Raw genomic sequence first — 12,669 nt, 5'->3', positions numbered from 1 at the left:
CGCCGGCCCCGGAGGGACGGCGACCGCGACGACAGAGGCCCGCGGGCCGGTCAGGCCATCGCACCGCCGGACGCCTGACGGCGGCGGAGCCGGTACGCGGCCACGCCGGCGCCACCGAGCAGCAGCAGCGAACCGGCGGCCAGACCGCTGCCGGTCATCGCCATCGCACCGCCACCCGTGTGCATGCCGCCACTCGGCTTCTCCTCGTCCTTGTACTTGCCGCCCTCGTCGCCGGGCTGCCACTCCTTGGCGAGCGTGTTGGCGAGCGCGCCGCCGCCGGTGTGGACGCCGCCGTGCGGCTTGTCCTCGTCGTCCTTGCTGTACTTGCCGCCCTCGTCGCCGGGCTGCCACTCCTTGGCGAGCGTGTTGGCGAGCGCGCCGCCGCCGGTGTGGACGCCGCCGTGCGGCTTGTCCTCGTCGTCCTTGCTGTACTTGCCGCCCTCGTCGCCGGGCTGCCACTCCTTGGCGAGCGTGTTGGCGAGCGCGCCGCCGCCGGTGTGGACACCGCCGTGCGGCTTGTCCTCGTCGTCCTTGCTGTACTTGCCGCCCTCGTCGCCGGGCTGCCACTCCTTGGCGACCGCCTTGGCCAGCGCGCCGCCGCCCGTGTGGACGCCGCCGTGCGGCTTGTCCTCGTCGTCCTTGCTGTACTTGCCGCCCTCGTCACCGGGCTGCCACTCCTTGGCGACCGCCTTGGCGAGGGCGCCGCCGCCGGTGTGGACGCCGCCGTGCGGCTTGTCCTTCTTCCACTCGCCGTCGGAGTTGTCGTGCTCGTGGTCGGAGGCGGACGAGCCGCCGTGGTGCTGGTCGGCGGCGACGGTCATCGCGTACGCCGAGGGAGCGGTGATGGTGAGGACCGCCGTGACGGCGGCCGAAGCGAACAGCGTGCGGGCAGAGCGCATCTGTACACATTTCCTTTCGTCGCCCCTGCGAGGAGTGACGACCTGTCGACTCCTGGTGACGCAGCGGCTACGTGATCCACCGTCAGTCCGAACCCGGGAGCGCGCCATCGGAGAGCGCCGCATTGGGGCTACGGCGTGGGCCCATCGAGTGGCGAAGAACGGATAATCACCCGTTGGACGGCATGCCGCGCCCCCGCGAGGTTTGGGCGCCGCGCCACACCTCCCGCTCCGTCAGTTCAGGAGCGCCCGCGCCGCCCGCGCACTGTTGCGCACCGCCTCCGCCACGGCCGGCTCGACCTCCTCCACGACCTGCGCGTACTCCTCCATCTCGGCCGCCCCGCGCAGGAACTCGCCCGCGCGCACCAGCAGCTGGGCGTGCTCGTAGCGCAGCCTGGCCGGATGCGACGGCAGCAGCAGCGACAGCTCGGCCGCCCACAGCGCCACGGCCGTGTGCTCCGGGCGGGCCGCGGCCCAGGCCCGGATGTTGTTCAGGACCCGCAGCACGACCTCCAGCGGCCGGGCGGGCTCCAGCGACGACGGCTCCCACCGCTCCCCGGTCGCGCTCGTCACCATCAGCTCCGCGTCCTGGTCCGACAGCGGCCGCCCCCCGGCGAACGGATCGGCGAGGACCCGCTCGGCCGGGTCGCCGAAGCCGACCACGAAATGGCCCGGCAGAGCCACCCCGTACACGGGGGCGCCCGCCCGCCGGGCGACCTCGATCCACACCACCGACAGCAGGATCGGCAGCCCGCGCCGCCGCCGCAGCACCTCGTGCAGCAGGGACGACTCCAGCCGCTGGTAGTCCGCCGCCGCCCCCTCGAACCCGTGCCGCTCACCGAGCAGTTCGGCCAGCGCCGACGCCCAGGCGTGGGCCCCGCGCAGACCGTACGGGAGCAGCCCGGCCAGCCGGTCCAGCTCGATCTGGGCCTCGTCGATGCCGTGCGCGTCCAGCTCCGGATCCGCCTCCGCCGCCACCAGCAGGCACAGCAGCGCCAGATCGGGCCGCTCGGCCCGGGCCTCCTCCGCGAACCGGCGGCGCAGCTCCTCGCGGTCGTTCCTCTCGGGCGCCACCGGTCACACCGGCCGGAAGTGGTGGTAGCGGTGGTGCGTCGCGAAGCCCATCCCGTCGTACAGCGCGCGGGCGCCCTCGTTGTCCGCCTCGACCTGGAGCCAGGCCGCGGACGCGCCCTCGTCCATCGCCTGCCGGGCCAGCGCCGTCATCACGGCGGTCGCCAGGCCCCGGCGTCGGTGCTCGGGGGCCACCTCGACGGCCATGAACCCGGCCCACCGCCCGTCCACCACGCACCGCCCGATCGCGGCGGGCGCCTCGCCGTCCTCGCCCGGCACGGTGGCGAACCACACCGACGGGCCGCTGTGCAGCACTGACGTCACCTCGGGCCCCGGCGTCCCGACCCGCTGGTAGCGCGCGAGCCACGCCGCGTCGGCCGTACGCTCCAGCCGGACCCGGGACACCTCGGCCGGCAGGTCACCGACGGGGGCGAGCGCCGCGATCCGCACCTCCGCCGTCACCTCGCGCCGCCAGCCGTGCTCCTCCAGCACCGCGCACAGTTCCTCCTGCGCGCCCTCGGCACCGGTCGCGGTCTGTACGTACGCGGGCAGCCCCCGGCCCGCGTACCACGCGCGGACCCGCCCGAGGGCCTCGCCGAGCGGCACGCCCGGGTCGCCCAGCGGCAGCACCGAGTTGGCGCGGCGGGTGAATCCGGCGGAGGCGCGCAGCAGCCAGTCGCCCAGCGGTTCGCTCTCCACGGGCTGCCAGGCGCGCGCGGTCACCCGGGCGAGTTCGGCGAAGGAGGCGGCGGGACCGCGCCGCCGGGCCGGGGCGGACGGCACGACCTTGCCCGCCACGAGCGAGGACTCCGGGATGCGCACCGACTCGCCGCTCTTGGGTGTGACGCACAGCACGCCGTCGTTCCATGATGTGAGAACGCCGACCGTGTCGGTGAATTTCGACCCGTCGGAGCCGTCTTCGGTCAGACGCCGGACTGATACCCGTTTGCCCACGTCAGCCGGTGCAATTCGGACCTCAAGCCGTCCGCCGATGGTGAATTCCACAGCTCTGTCCGCCCCTCCTGTTCGGATCGTGCCCGCGAACGGAGATACTAGGTGCGGGCATCGACGACGCCGCGCTCCCGCGCGAGAGCCAACGCCCTACCGAGGAGGAACGACAGCGTGACCTACGTCATCGCGCAGCCTTGTGTCGACGTCAAGGACAAGGCCTGCATCGAAGAGTGCCCCGTCGACTGCATCTACGAGGGCCAGCGGTCCTTGTACATCCACCCGGACGAGTGCGTCGACTGTGGAGCCTGCGAGCCGGTCTGCCCGGTGGAAGCGATCTTCTACGAGGACGACACTCCGGACGAGTGGAAGGATTACTACAAGGCGAACGTCGAGTTCTTCGACGACCTCGGTTCGCCGGGTGGTGCCTCCAAGCTCGGCCTGATCGAGCGCGACCACGCGTTCATCGCCGCGCTGCCGCCGCAGAACCAGTAACAGCGCCCCGGCATGTGCGCCGCCCCGGTCCCGTACGGCTCGCCGCCGTGCGGGACCGCGGTGTTTCCCGCGCCCGCCGGGCCGCCCGCGTGAAATCCGTACGAGAAAGCAGAGAGCCGTGTCCGCAGTCTCCTCCCGCCTCCCGGTCTTCCCCTGGGACAAGCTGGCGCCCTACAAGTCGACGGCCGAGGCCCACCCGGACGGGATCGTGGACCTGTCCGTCGGCACTCCCGTCGACCCGGTGCCCGAGCTGATCCGGCAGGCGCTCGTCGCGGCCGCGGACAGCCCCGGCTATCCGACGGTGTGGGGGACCGTCGCGCTGCGCGACGCGCTCACCGGCTGGGTGGAGCGGCGGCTCGGCGCGGTGTCGGTGACCCACGAGAACGTGCTGCCCGTCGTCGGCTCCAAGGAACTGGTGGCCTGGCTGCCGACCCAGCTCGGCCTGGGCCCCGGCGACAAGGTCGCCTACCCGCGCCTCGCCTACCCGACGTACGAGGTCGGCGCCCGGCTCTGCGGCGCGGAGCCGGTGGCCTACGACGACCCGACCGAGCTGGACCCGGCCGGCCTGAAGCTCCTCTGGCTCAACTCCCCGTCCAACCCGACCGGCCGCGTCCTCGCCGAGGACGAGCTGATCCGCATCGTCGCCTGGGCGCGCGAGCACGGCGTACTGGTCTTCAGCGACGAGTGCTACCTGGAGCTGGGCTGGGAAGCGGAGCCGGTCTCCGTGCTCCACCCGGACGTGTGCGGCGGTACGTACGAGGGCATCGTCGCCGTCCACTCCCTGTCGAAGCGGTCCAACCTCGCGGGCTACCGCGCCGCGTTCATCGCGGGCGACGCGGCCGTGCTCGGCGAGCTGCTGCAGATCCGCAAGCACGGCGGGATGATGACGGCCGCCCCCGTCCAGGCCGCGACCGTCGCCGCGCTCGGCGACGACACGCACGTCGCCGAGCAGCGCGCCCGGTACGCGGACCGGCGTGCCGCCCTGCGTACGGCGCTGGAGGCCCACGGCTTCCGCATCGAGCACAGCGAGGCGAGCCTGTACCTCTGGGCCACCCGCGACGAACCCTGCTGGGACACCGTGGCGTACCTGGCGGAGCTGGGCATCCTGGTCGCGCCCGGCGACTTCTACGGGCCGGCCGGCGACCGCTTCGTCCGTGTGGCGTTCACGGCCACCGACGAGCGCGTGGCGGCGGCGGTCAAGCGCCTCGGCTGACCACCGGCGTACGGGAGGGCCCCCGGGAGCACGCGCTCCCGGGGGCCCTCATGCGTCGCTGGGGCGTCAGCCGAGCGGCAGGCCCTTGGTGAGGGAGTCGGTGGGCAGGCCGCCCTTGGCCGCCTTGGAGACGGTGCCGGTGGCGCCGCCCTTGGTGGCGCCGGAGACCTTCTTCGCGGCGGGGGCGGCCTTGCCGCCGACGTCGGTGAGCGTCTTGCCCGCCACCGGCAGGGCCGTGCCGACGAGCTTGCCGCCGGTCTCGTTCGCGGCACCCGAGGCCGGCTTCGCGGCGCCTTCGACCGTCTTGCCGAGACCGGAACCCTCGACGCTGGTGAGACCGCCGAGGTCCGGGGCCTGCGGGAGCTCCGCGGCACCCGCGGCACCGGCCGCACCGACCACGGGGGCCGCACCCGCCGCGATCAGCAGCGCGGTACGGGCGATCCGACGGGTCAGGGGGAGGGACATGATGCTCCTTCGACGGGAGAGGAATTCGGGCTGTCCGTGAGCCGGACGCCATGACAACCGTCGTGGGGGCGGGTGAGGTTGCGGTGCGGTGACGTAAAGACTGGGCAATGCGTCGGATAATCCTCAGCGGAGGAACCCGGGCAAAAGGTGCGCTCCATGGTCACCCGGCGAACCGTCACTCCCCTTGCGCGGCAAGGCCCGCGGGAGGCGCGCGACCGGCCGTCGGCGGGCCGTCAGGGGGGCGCCGGGGGCGCACGGCGGTACGCCCGGACGGGCGATGATCCGCACGCGTGCGCGGGCGGCCCCGAGCGCTCTCAGCTCACCAGGCGGAGCCGTACCTCGTCCGTGTCCGCCGCCTCGCGCTTCGACGCCTCGCGCTCCGTGCGCCAGCCCGAGCCCGCCGCCCAGACCCGGCCCCCGTACGCGACCCGGTCGATGCCCAGTGCCTCGGACTGGGCCACCGCCCAGTGCGCCAGCTCCCAGCCGCGCTGCGGCACGCCGTCCCGGTCGGCGCGGCGGTCCGCCCGCACCGGGACCGCGAGCGTGCCCGAGGCCGAGGGGCCCGCCGTGCCGGTGCCGGCCGGCAGGACGCCCCTGCCGAAGGCGGTCACCAGGGCCGCCCGCACCTTCGCCGGGTCGCCCGTCCCGGCGGTGGTCCGCGGTGGCTCGCAGTCCAGCGCGGCCGGGGTGCGGCCGGTCAGCGCGGCGGCCAGCAGCGCCGCGTCCGGCTCGTGCTTCGCGTACGCCTGCGGGAAACCGCTGCGCTGGACGCGCTGCGCGGCCTCGGTCAGCGGCAGCCGCGAATAGCCCGGCACCTTCGCCAGGTGCTGGTAGAACTTCCCGGCCGCGTACACCGGGTCCATGATCTGCCGCGCGGTGCCCCAGCCCTGCGAGGGCCGCTGCTGGAACAGCCCGAGCGAGTCCCGGTCGCCGTGGTCGAGGTTGTGCAGCGCGGACTCCTGCAACGCCGTGGCCAGCGCGATGGTCACCGCGCGCTCCGGCATCCCGCGCGTGGTGCCGACCGCGGAGATCGTCGCGGCGTTCGCGGCCTGCTCGGGCGTCAGCCGGTACGTACCGTCCGCCGACCGCACCGTGCACTGATCGGACCCGCGCCCGCCCGAAACGTACTGGATCGTCAGATAACCGGCCACCGCCGCGAGCACACCGACGGCCGCCACGATCCGCAGCCGACGGCTGCGGCCGGGACGCCGGGGAGCAGCGGAATCGGTCCTGGTCACGGGGGCCACCGTACGACAGACGCTAGGCTCGTATCCATGGCCGAAAGCACGCTTGACCTCACCCTTGACGGGCCCGCCCTCACCGCCGCGCTCGTGGACTTCCCCTCGGTCAGCGGGGAGGAGAAGGACCTCGCCGATGCCATCGAGACAGCGCTGCGCGAACTGCCGCACCTGACCGTCGAGCGGTACGGGAACAACGTCGTGGCCAGGACGGACCTCGGCCGTTCCGAACGCGTCATCCTGGCCGGGCACATCGACACCGTGCCGATCGCCGACAACGTGCCGTCCCGGCTCGACGCGGACGGCCTCCTCTGGGGCTGCGGCACCTCCGACATGAAGTCCGGCGTCGCCGTCCAGCTGCGCATCGCCGCCACCGTGCCGGAGCCCAACCGCGACCTCACCTTCGTCTTCTACGACCAGGAGGAGGTCGCCGCCCACCTCAACGGCCTCGGCCGCATCGCCGACGCCCACCCGGACTGGCTGAAGGGCGACTTCGCCATCCTGCTGGAGGGCTCGAACGGCGAGGTCGAGGGCGGCTGCCAGGGCACCCTGCGGGTCTTCCTCCACCTGGAGGGCGAGCGGGCGCACTCCGCGCGCAGCTGGATGGGGTCCAACGCGGTCCACGCCGCCGCCCCGGTCCTCGCCCGCCTCGCCGCGTACGAGCCCCGGCGGCCGGTGATCGACGGCCTGGAGTACCACGAGGGCCTGAACGCCGTACGCATCGAGGGAGGCGTCGCCAACAACGTCATCCCCGACGCCTGCACGGTCGTCGTCAACTACCGCTACGCCCCCGACCTCGGCCAGGAGGAGGCCCTGGCCCACGTCCGCGAGGTCTTCGCGGACTGCGGCGTCGCGGAGTTCACGGTGGACGACCACTCCGGCGCGGCGATGCCCGGCCTTTCCCACCCGGCGGCCAAGGCATTCATGGACGCGGTCGGCGGCGTCGCCCGGCCCAAGTTCGGCTGGACGGACGTGGCCCGCTTCGGCCCCCTCGGCGTCCCGGCGGTCAACTACGGCCCCGGCGACCCGGTCTTCGCCCACAAGCGCGACGAGCACGTCAAGGTGGAGCGCATCACCCACTGCGAGGAGCGCCTGCGCTCCTGGCTCACCGCCTGACCCACGACCTGACCTCCCGGATTCCCCTGTCCGTAACCCGTGGCGATCTACGCTGGCGGGAGACGGAGGCGTCGCCGGGCGCCCCCGACGTCGGCGGAGGGAGCAGGTCATGGGCAACCGCGAGGACGCGCGCATTCCCGAGGGCGCGGAGGTCCCCGAGGGTGCGGTACGGCCCGAGGAGCAGCGACTCGGCCCCGTACTGCGCCGCAGGGACCAGGTGCAGCCCGGCACGACGGATCAGCGGCTGCTGGACTCCGAGGACGACTCCGAGTGGGTGCACACCGACCCGTGGCGGGTGATGCGCATCCAGTCGGAGTTCGTCGAGGGCTTCGGCGCGCTCGCCGAACTGCCGAGCGCCATCAGCGTCTTCGGCTCGGCCCGCACGCCCGCCGGTGCGCCGGAGTACGAGGCGGGTGTACGGATCGGCAGAGCGCTGGTCGACGCGGGCTTCGCCGTCATCACCGGGGGCGGCCCGGGCGCGATGGAGGCGGCGAACCGGGGCGCGCGCGAGGCGAGCGGCATCTCGGTCGGCCTCGGCATCGAGCTGCCCTTCGAGTCCGGGCTGAACCCGCACGTCGACATCGGCGTCAACTTCCGCTACTTCTTCGTCCGCAAGACGATGTTCGTCAAGTACGCGCAGGGCTTCGTCGTCCTGCCCGGCGGCCTGGGCACCCTGGACGAACTCTTCGAGGCCCTGACCCTGGTCCAGACGGGCAAGGTCACCCGCTTCCCGATCGTCCTCTTCGGCACGGCGTACTGGGGCGGCCTGGTGGACTGGCTCCGCGACACGGTGGTGGCGCAGGGCAAGGCGTCGGAGAAGGACCTGCTGCTGTTCCACGTCACGGACGACGTGGACGAGGCGGTGGCCCTGGTGACGAAGGAAGTGGGGCGCTGAGGTGCTGCGGGGCCCGGGCTTTGCGGGGGCGCTGCCCCCGTACCCCGGCTCCTCAATCGCCGGAGGGGCTTGATTGTGGCCGCGCGGCCACTTTCAGCCTCGCCGGCGTTTGAGGCGCGGGTCCGGGGCAGCGCCCCGGAAACCTCACCCCTACGCCAGCCCCCGCCGCGCGACCGCCGGTGGCCGCCACCCCGCGAGGGACGCCACCATGTCCAGGACATCCCGCGTCTCGGCCACCTCGTGCACCCGGTACACCCGCGCCCCCAGCCACGCCGACACCGCCGTCGTCGCCAGCGTCCCGAGCAGCCGTTCCTTCACCGGCCGGTCCAGCGTCTCGCCCACGAAGTCCTTGTTGGAGAGCGAGACCAGGACCGGCCACCCCGTCTCCGCCATCTCGCCGAGCCGGCGCGTCGCCTCCAGGGAGTGCCGGGTGTTCTTCCCGAAGTCGTGACCGGGGTCGATCATGATCCCGTCGGCCCTGACCCCCAGGGAGACGGCCCGCTCGGCCAGCCCCACGGTCACCCGCAGGATGTCGGCCATCACGTCCTCGTACCCCACCCGGTGCGGCCGGGTCCGGGGCTCCGCCCCGCCCGCGTGGGTGCACACCAGCCCCGCCCCGTACCGCGCGGCGACCTCCGCGAGCTTCGGGTCCACCCCGCCCCACGCGTCGTTCAGCAGATCCGCCCCCGCCTCGCAGACCGCCTCGCCGACCTCGTGGCGCCAGGTGTCGACGCTGATCACCACGTCCGGGTGGCGGCGGCGCACCTCGGCGACGAACCCGACCGTGCGGCGGGCCTCCTCCTCGGCGGTGACCTCGTCACCGGGGCCGGCCTTGACGCCGCCGATGTCGATGATCGCGGCGCCGTCGGCCACGGCCCGCTCGACCCGGGCGAGGGCCGGCTCGTCCCGGAAGGTGGCGCCCCGGTCGTAGAAGGAGTCCGGGGTGCGGTTCACGATCGCCATGATCACCTGCTCGTGCGCCCCGAATTCACGCCGCCCCAGCCGGAGCACACCGCTTGCCATCCGTGTCCCTTCCTGTGAATCCACCTGCGGAACAAGCCCCGCGGGCCAACAGCCGACACTAACTGTCAGTACCGCATGGCACGATCGGACCCGGACGAATTCCGCTCCCGGGGAGATACGCGTGTTCTGGTTCTTGCTGCTGGCGATGGTGGTGGTGGTTGCCGCGGTCACCCTCGCGGTGGTCGGTGGAGGCAGGAGCGCCGTCCTTCAGGACGTGGCGCCCGAGCAGCTGACCGACCCGCTGCCCGCCTCGCGCCCGGTCGGCCGGGCGGACGTCGAGGCGCTGCGGCTCCCCGTCGGCCTCCGGGGCTACCGGATGGCGGACGTGGACGACGCGCTCGGCCGGCTCGGCGCCGAGCTGGCCGAGCGGGACGCCCGGATCGCGGAGCTGGAGTCGGCCCTCGCCGGTGCGCAGGCGAGCAGGACGGGCGGGCCCGACCTGCTCAAGGAGGAGCCACCCCGCCCCTGGCAGGCGCCCGGGACCGCCGCCCCGGCCGACGAGCGGCCCGCGGGTGACGACGAGGAGCCCGGCCGATGACCGGCGGAGCCGTGGCGGCGGCGGACGGCGGACTGCGCTGCCCCTGGGGCCTGTCCACCGAGGACTACCTCTGGTACCACGACACGGAGTGGGGCCGCCCGGTCCACGGCGACGACGCGCTGTTCGAGCGGCTGTGCCTGGAGGCGTTCCAGTCGGGTCTGTCCTGGCTGACGATCCTGCGCCGCCGCGAGGGCTTCCGCAGCGCGTTCGCCGGCTTCAGCATCCCGGCGGTCGCGGAGTTCACGGAAGCGGACCGGGAGCGGCTGCTGGCCGACGAGGGCATCATCCGCAATCGCGCGAAGGTCGACGCCACCATGGCCAACGCCCGGGTGCTGGCCGGCTGGGGCGCCGGCGAGCTGGACGAGCTGATCTGGTCGTACGCCCCCGACCCGCTGAGCCGCCCGGCCCCGAAGACCCTCGGGGACGTACCGGCGGTCACCCCCGAGTCCACGGCCCTGGCCAAGGAGCTGAAGAAGCGGGGGCTGCGGTTCATCGGGCCGACCACCGCCTACGCCCTGATGCAGGCGTGCGGCCTGGTGGACGACCACCTCGCCGACTGCGTCTCCCGCCCCACCCCCGTGTAGACCCGGCGCCCTACCGCCCCACGTACTTCGGCTTCTCCTTCGCGAGGAACGCCCGCACCGCGATCCCGTGGTCCTCGGAGACCCCCGCCCTGGTCTGGAGCTCGTCCTCCTTCTCCAGGGCCTCGGCCAGGCTGTGACCGGCGCCGAAGGCGAGCGACTCCTTGAGCGCCGCGTAGGCGACGGTCGGCCCGTCGGCCAGGGCGCGGGCCACGGAGGCCGCCTCGGCGGCCAGCTCGGCGGCGGGCACCAGCCTGTTGACGATGCCCAGCTCGTGGGCGTCCCGCGCGGAGATGGAGCGCGGGAAGAGCAGCAGGTCGGCGGCGCGGCTCCGGCCGATGAGCCGGGGCAGCGTCCAGGAGACGCCCGAGTCGGCGGTGAGGGCGACCCCGGCGAACGAGGTGTTGAAGGAGGCGGTGTCGGCGGCGACCCGGTAGTCGCAGGCGAGCGCGAAGCCGAAGCCCGCTCCGGCGGCGGCGCCGTTGATCCCGGCCACGACCGGCTTCGGCATCTCGGTCAGCGCCCGCACGATGGGGTTGTAGTGCTCCTGCACAGTGCTGAGCGCGTTGCCCTCGCCCGCCGCCTCGGTCTCGGCGAGCTTGGCCAGGTGCTCCTTGAGGTCCTGCCCGACGCAGAAGGCGCGCTCGCCGGCCGCGGTGAGCAGCACCGCCCGTACGCCGGTGTCGGCGGCGGCGGACCGCAGCGCGTCACGGAGGGCCACCTTGGCGGCGGTGTTCATGGCGTTCATCGCGCCGGGGCGGTTGATCGTGATGGTGGCGAGCCCGTCGCTGAGGTCGTACCGCACCACGTCGTCGTGATCGGCCATGAGAGGTCCCCTTTGCGTGTCGTTGACCTGCGTGTCCAGGCAAGCATGGCCGACTTCGCCGGGGGTGGACATGTGACCTGCGTCAAACATTTCCGCGTCAGGGAGGGGCTCAAGGGGCCGGAGTATCCCAGTGAGGTCCCCGAATTGGGTGGTTTTGAGTGAGCGCGTTGCCCAAGAGATGCAGAGCGATGTTGGTCATCGGGGTCGGTGATGCGGGATAATGGCGTGGAAGCATTGTGTTCGATGCCGGTGAGGCAGCGCCTGTCATGGGGCCGCCGGTTGCGATGAGCTGGTTTCAGGAAGGGGAACGAGCATGGCGGCCATGAAGCCGCGGACGGGCGACGGCCCGCTCGAGGTGACAAAGGAGGGGCGGGGCATCGTCATGCGAGTTCCGCTCGAAGGCGGCGGTCGGCTTGTCGTGGAGCTGACGCCGGACGAGGCCGATGCACTCGGCGACGCCCTCAAGCAGGTCGTCGGCTGAGCAGACGCTCATAACTTCACCGCTGCCCCGGCATGGTTCCCGTGCCGGGGCAGCGGTGCGTCCGGGGCCGGCACGCATACGCGCGGGGCGGCCGGGCGTACGGCTCAGCCGCGCCGGACCGCGCAGAGCAGACCGTCGCCCACCGGCAGCAGCGTCGCCATCAGCTCCTGGCTCTCGCGGACCGCGCGCAGCAGCTCCCGTACGCGCAGCACCTCCGCGGGCTGGGCGGCCGAGTCGACCGTACGGCCGTCCGCGAAGACGCCCTCGAAGCAGACGAGACCCCAGGTCGCAGCAGGCGCAACGATTCAGCGAGGCAGTCCAGGCTCTCCATCCGGTCGCCGTCGCAGAAGACGAGGTCGTAGCCGCCGTCCGCGAGCCGGGGGAGCACATCGAGGGCCCGCCCGGGGATGAAGCGGGACCGGTTGGCCGCGAAGCCCGCCGCCCGGAACGCCTCCCGGGCGAACTGCTGCCGCTCGGGCTCCGGGTCGACCGTGGTCAGCACCCCGTCCGGCCGCATCCCGTGCAGCAGGTAGATGCCGGACACGCCGGTGCCGGTACCGATTTCCGCCACGGCCTTGGCGTCCGTGGTGGCAGCGAGCAGGCGCAGGGCGGCCCCGGTGCCTGGCGACACCGAGCGGAGCCCTGCCTCGCGGGCCCGGTCCCGGGCCCAGCGCAGTGCTTCGTCCTCGGCGACAAAGGCGTCGGCGAACGCCCAGCTCGTCTGCCGGTTGGCGGTAATGACCCTCTCCTGTCCCCTTAGTTGGCGCAACGGTGACTGTATCCGCTGGACCCGGGAACCCGCAGATGGGACCGGGCGTTGTCCAAAGGTGGGGACAAGCCCGGTGACGAGGCCCGCCGATCGGGTCCGTGGCACCGGGAGAGC

At 73.2% G+C, this 12,669-nt stretch carries 14 protein-coding genes and 1 pseudogene; 7 read left to right on the top strand and 8 right to left on the bottom strand.

The window, feature by feature from the left end; translation table 11 throughout:
• Positions 1-50 precede the first annotated feature (50 nt).
• The 3 genes from NEH16_RS10780 to NEH16_RS10770 form a co-directional block, all read right to left on the bottom strand.
• A complete protein-coding gene (locus tag NEH16_RS10780) occupies positions 51-899 on the bottom strand; it encodes a hypothetical protein (RefSeq protein ID WP_265541649.1) in 849 nt (282 codons plus the stop codon).
• Positions 900-1,130: 231 nt separating this feature from the next.
• The gene (locus NEH16_RS10775; protein ID WP_073964124.1) at positions 1,131-1,970 is read right to left on the bottom strand and encodes a transglutaminase-like domain-containing protein; all 840 of its coding nucleotides are present in this window, start codon (positions 1,968-1,970) and stop codon (positions 1,131-1,133) included.
• A 3-nt stretch (positions 1,971-1,973) separates the two neighbouring features.
• A complete protein-coding gene (locus NEH16_RS10770; RefSeq protein ID WP_265541646.1) occupies positions 1,974-2,972 on the bottom strand; it encodes a GNAT family N-acetyltransferase in 999 nt (332 codons plus the stop codon).
• A gap of 117 nt (positions 2,973-3,089) precedes the next feature.
• Between NEH16_RS10770 and fdxA the strand changes: the two genes are divergently transcribed.
• Together fdxA and NEH16_RS10760 are read left to right on the top strand one after the other, a co-directional pair.
• Positions 3,090-3,410 (top strand): ferredoxin, encoded by a 321-nt coding sequence (gene fdxA, locus NEH16_RS10765; protein ID WP_018105475.1) that lies wholly within the window; start codon positions 3,090-3,092, stop codon positions 3,408-3,410.
• A gap of 118 nt (positions 3,411-3,528) precedes the next feature.
• Entirely contained in the window at positions 3,529-4,623 is a 1,095-nt protein-coding gene (locus tag NEH16_RS10760; protein WP_073964122.1) for a bifunctional succinyldiaminopimelate transaminase/glutamate-prephenate aminotransferase, read from the top strand.
• Between the two features lie 66 nt (positions 4,624-4,689).
• Here the strand turns inward: NEH16_RS10760 and NEH16_RS10755 are convergent, their stop codons facing one another.
• Together NEH16_RS10755 and NEH16_RS10750 are read right to left on the bottom strand one after the other, a co-directional pair.
• Complete coding sequence (locus NEH16_RS10755; protein WP_073964121.1) at positions 4,690-5,088, bottom strand: ATP-binding protein; 399 nt, start codon at positions 5,086-5,088, stop codon at positions 4,690-4,692.
• A 314-nt stretch (positions 5,089-5,402) separates the two neighbouring features.
• On the bottom strand, positions 5,403-6,326 hold the full coding sequence (locus tag NEH16_RS10750) for a hypothetical protein (protein ID WP_374215667.1): 924 nt from the start codon (positions 6,324-6,326) through the stop codon (positions 5,403-5,405).
• 36 nt (positions 6,327-6,362) lie between these two features.
• Between NEH16_RS10750 and dapE the strand changes: the two genes are divergently transcribed.
• Together dapE and NEH16_RS10740 are read left to right on the top strand one after the other, a co-directional pair.
• Positions 6,363-7,442: a succinyl-diaminopimelate desuccinylase gene (gene dapE / locus NEH16_RS10745; protein ID WP_265541640.1), complete on the top strand. Its 1,080-nt coding sequence runs from the start codon at positions 6,363-6,365 to the stop codon at positions 7,440-7,442.
• A 109-nt stretch (positions 7,443-7,551) separates the two neighbouring features.
• On the top strand, positions 7,552-8,337 hold the full coding sequence (locus NEH16_RS10740; RefSeq protein ID WP_265541639.1) for a TIGR00730 family Rossman fold protein: 786 nt from the start codon (positions 7,552-7,554) through the stop codon (positions 8,335-8,337).
• 150 nt (positions 8,338-8,487) lie between these two features.
• Here the strand turns inward: NEH16_RS10740 and folP are convergent, their stop codons facing one another.
• Complete coding sequence (folP, locus tag NEH16_RS10735) at positions 8,488-9,348, bottom strand: dihydropteroate synthase (protein ID WP_265547135.1); 861 nt, start codon at positions 9,346-9,348, stop codon at positions 8,488-8,490.
• A 133-nt stretch (positions 9,349-9,481) separates the two neighbouring features.
• On the opposite strand from folP, the gene NEH16_RS10730 reads away from it, so the two are divergent.
• Together NEH16_RS10730 and NEH16_RS10725 are read left to right on the top strand one after the other, a co-directional pair.
• Complete coding sequence (locus tag NEH16_RS10730; protein ID WP_073964116.1) at positions 9,482-9,898, top strand: DivIVA domain-containing protein; 417 nt, start codon at positions 9,482-9,484, stop codon at positions 9,896-9,898.
• The gene (locus NEH16_RS10725) at positions 9,895-10,482 is read left to right on the top strand and encodes a DNA-3-methyladenine glycosylase I (RefSeq protein WP_265541636.1); all 588 of its coding nucleotides are present in this window, start codon (positions 9,895-9,897) and stop codon (positions 10,480-10,482) included. Before NEH16_RS10730 ends, NEH16_RS10725 begins: the two co-directional genes overlap by 4 nt.
• Positions 10,483-10,492: 10 nt before the next feature.
• Here NEH16_RS10725 and NEH16_RS10720 read toward each other — a convergent pair whose 3' ends face one another.
• The gene (locus NEH16_RS10720) at positions 10,493-11,305 is read right to left on the bottom strand and encodes an enoyl-CoA hydratase/isomerase family protein (protein ID WP_265541634.1); all 813 of its coding nucleotides are present in this window, start codon (positions 11,303-11,305) and stop codon (positions 10,493-10,495) included.
• A gap of 313 nt (positions 11,306-11,618) precedes the next feature.
• Between NEH16_RS10720 and NEH16_RS10715 the strand changes: the two genes are divergently transcribed.
• On the top strand, positions 11,619-11,786 hold the full coding sequence (locus tag NEH16_RS10715; protein WP_018105485.1) for a DUF3117 domain-containing protein: 168 nt from the start codon (positions 11,619-11,621) through the stop codon (positions 11,784-11,786).
• 104 nt (positions 11,787-11,890) lie between these two features.
• Here NEH16_RS10715 and NEH16_RS10710 read toward each other — a convergent pair.
• Positions 11,891-12,555 (bottom strand): annotated as a pseudogene (locus NEH16_RS10710) (O-methyltransferase).
• Between the last annotated feature and the right edge of the window lie 114 nt (positions 12,556-12,669).

Origin of the sequence: Streptomyces drozdowiczii (genome assembly GCF_026167665.1) — a bacterium.
Taxonomy (GTDB): domain Bacteria; phylum Actinomycetota; class Actinomycetes; order Streptomycetales; family Streptomycetaceae; genus Streptomyces; species Streptomyces drozdowiczii_A.
Note: the sequence above shows the minus strand (reverse complement) of the source record. Positions and strands in the feature narration are given on the sequence as shown.